Raw genomic sequence first — 2608 nt, forward strand, 5'->3', positions numbered from 1 at the left:
ATGCGCGCCAGCACCGGCACCAGCGGCATTTCGATGTCGGTCAGCACGCTGGCCAGACTTGGAATGGCCGAAAGTTTTTCGAAGAGAGTCTGGTGCAGACGCAAGGTGATATCCGCATCTTCGGCGGCGTAAGGCCCGGCCTGCTCCAGGGCGATCTGATCGAACGTCAGTTGTTTCACGCCTTTGCCGGCGATGTCCTGGAAACTCACCGTGGTGTGGTCCAGGTACTTCTGCGCCAGGCTGTCCATGTCATGGCGCGTGGCCGTGGAGTTGAGCACGTAGGACTCGAGCATGGTGTCGAAGGCGATGCCGCGTACGGTAATGCCGTTGTCCTGATCGCCGCCGATGGCGCAGTTGGCCAGGATGTTCATGTCGAACTTGGCGTGCTGGCCGACCTTGAGTTTGTTCGGGTCCTCCAGAATCGGCTTGAGCGCACGCAGAACAGTGTCGCGGTCCAGCTGTTGCGGCACGCCGATGTAGGAATGGGTCAACGGGATGTAGGCCGCTTCGTTGGCCTGAACCGCGAATGACAGGCCCACCAGTCGTGCCTGCTGCGCATCGATGCCGGTGGTTTCGGTGTCGAAGGCAAACAGCTTGGCGTTGTTCAGTTTTTCCAGCCAGGCATCGAAACGCGCCTGATCGAGGATGGTTTCATAGGCAGCTTCAGCAGCAGCGGCTGGTGCTTCGGGCTCTGGCTCGCTGAACAGATCGGCGGCCGGTGCAGGCTCGGCGGCAGCGCTCAGTTCCAGGCGTTTGGCGTCGCGATCAAGGTCGTTCAGCCAGCTCTTGAATTCCAGCAGGGTGTACAGCTCGTAGAGTTTGGCCGGATCTTCAGGACCCATTTGCAAGTCGTCGAGCCCAACGTCCAGCGGCACGTCGATCTTGATGGTCGCCAGCTGATAGGAAAGGAAAGCCATCTCCTTGTGCTCTTCAAGCTTGGCCGGCAGGGTCTTGGCGCCACGAATCGGCAGGGTCGGCACGATGTCGAGTTGCGCATAGAGTTCGGTCAGGCCGCCGTTCACACCCACCAGCAGGCCGGACGCGGTCTTGGGACCGATACCCGGAACACCCGGAATGTTGTCGGACGAATCGCCCATGAGCGCCAGATAATCGATGATCTGCTCGGGAGCGACGCCGAATTTCTCCTTCACGCCCTCCACATCCATGCTGCTACCGGTCATGGTATTGACCAAGGTAATGTGACCGTCGACCAGTTGCGCCATGTCCTTGTCACCGGTGGAGATGATCACCGGACGATCCGCCGCCGCGCTACTGCGGGCCAGGGTGCCGATCACGTCATCGGCCTCGACGCCTTCGACGCACAGCAGCGGGAAGCCCAGGRCGATCACGCTCTGGTGCAGCGGCTCGATCTGCACGCGCATGTCGTCAGGCATGCTCGGACGGTTAGCCTTGTATTCTGCGTACATGTCATCGCGAAAAGTCCCACCCTTGGCGTCGAACACCACGGCGAACGGACTGTCCGGATACTGCTTGCGCAGGCTCTTGAGCATGTTCAAGACGCCCTTGACCGCGCCGGTCGGCAGGCCTTTGGACGTGGTCAGCGGCGGCAGCGCGTGAAAGGCGCGGTACAGGTAAGAAGAACCGTCCACCAGGACGAGGGGGGCTTGGCTCATGAGCAGGATCAACCTTTTCGGCGGGTCCGGCGCTAGAATAGCGGGACCGTTGACGACAAAGGGACAAGGTTATCATGCGCACACTAAATCGCCTGTTGCTGGCTGGATTGTTTGCAATCGCACCATTGGCCGTCATGGCGGCGGACGATGCGCCATCGCCGGAACCGGATGTCACCATTCGTACGGAAGGGGACAAGCTCATTCAGGAATATCGCCAAAACGGCTTCCTGTATGCGATCAAAGTCACGCCAAAAGGCGGCAAGCCGTATTTCCTGGTGCGCGCGGATGGCTCGGAAGGAAACTTCATCCGCTCCGACTACCCGGATATGCTGATTCCGGCGTGGGAAATTTTTAAGTGGTAAGTCGTCCCTAACTTTAATCGGCGCTGGCTCAACAGCGGCGCCCGTACTGGCAGCTTAAACATGTCTGTGTTCACCCCCCTGGCTCGGCCCGAGCTGGAAACTTTTCTCGCCCCTTATGGCCTCGGCCGCCTGCTTGATTTCCAGGGGATTGCCGCCGGTAGCGAAAACACCAATTTCTTTATCAGCCTGGAGCAGGGCGAATTTGTCCTGACCCTGGTCGAGCGCGGTCCGGTTCAGGAAATGCCGTTCTTCATCGAACTGCTCGACGTGCTGCACGGCGCCGACCTGCCGGTGCCTTACGCCTTGCGCACCACCGACGGCGTGGCCTTGCGCGAACTGGCGGGCAAACCTGCGTTGCTGCAACCGCGTCTGGCCGGCAAGCACATCAAGCATGCCAACGCGCAACATTGCGCGCAGGTCGGTGAGTTGCTCGGTCATCTGCACCTGGCGACCCAGGCCAATATGATCAAGCGTAAAACCGATCGCGGCCTGGACTGGATGCTGGAAGAGGGCACGCAGTTCCTCTCGCACCTCGGTGCCGAGCAGAAAGACCTGCTGCAACGGGCGCTGGAAGAAATCACCCGGCAGAAGGAAAAAATCCTGGCACTGCCG

The 2608-nt window shown here is 60.2% G+C and carries 3 protein-coding genes; 2 read left to right on the forward strand and 1 reads right to left on the reverse strand.

What is annotated here, in order from left to right; translation table 11 throughout:
- A partial coding sequence (locus ACXRVY_RS23560; protein WP_458238379.1) for a 5'-3' exonuclease H3TH domain-containing protein occupies window positions 1-1634 on the reverse strand: 1634 nt, incomplete at its 3' end.
- Between the two features lie 74 nt (window positions 1635-1708).
- On the opposite strand from ACXRVY_RS23560, the gene ACXRVY_RS23565 reads away from it, so the two are divergent.
- Window positions 1709-1996 (forward strand): DUF2782 domain-containing protein, encoded by a 288-nt coding sequence (locus tag ACXRVY_RS23565; protein WP_223459216.1) that lies wholly within the window; start codon window positions 1709-1711, stop codon window positions 1994-1996.
- A gap of 60 nt (window positions 1997-2056) precedes the next feature.
- A partial coding sequence (locus ACXRVY_RS23570; protein ID WP_458238380.1) for a phosphotransferase occupies window positions 2057-2608 on the forward strand: 552 nt, incomplete at its 3' end.

It is taken from the genome of Pseudomonas sp. P5_A2_2, assembly GCF_054177685.1.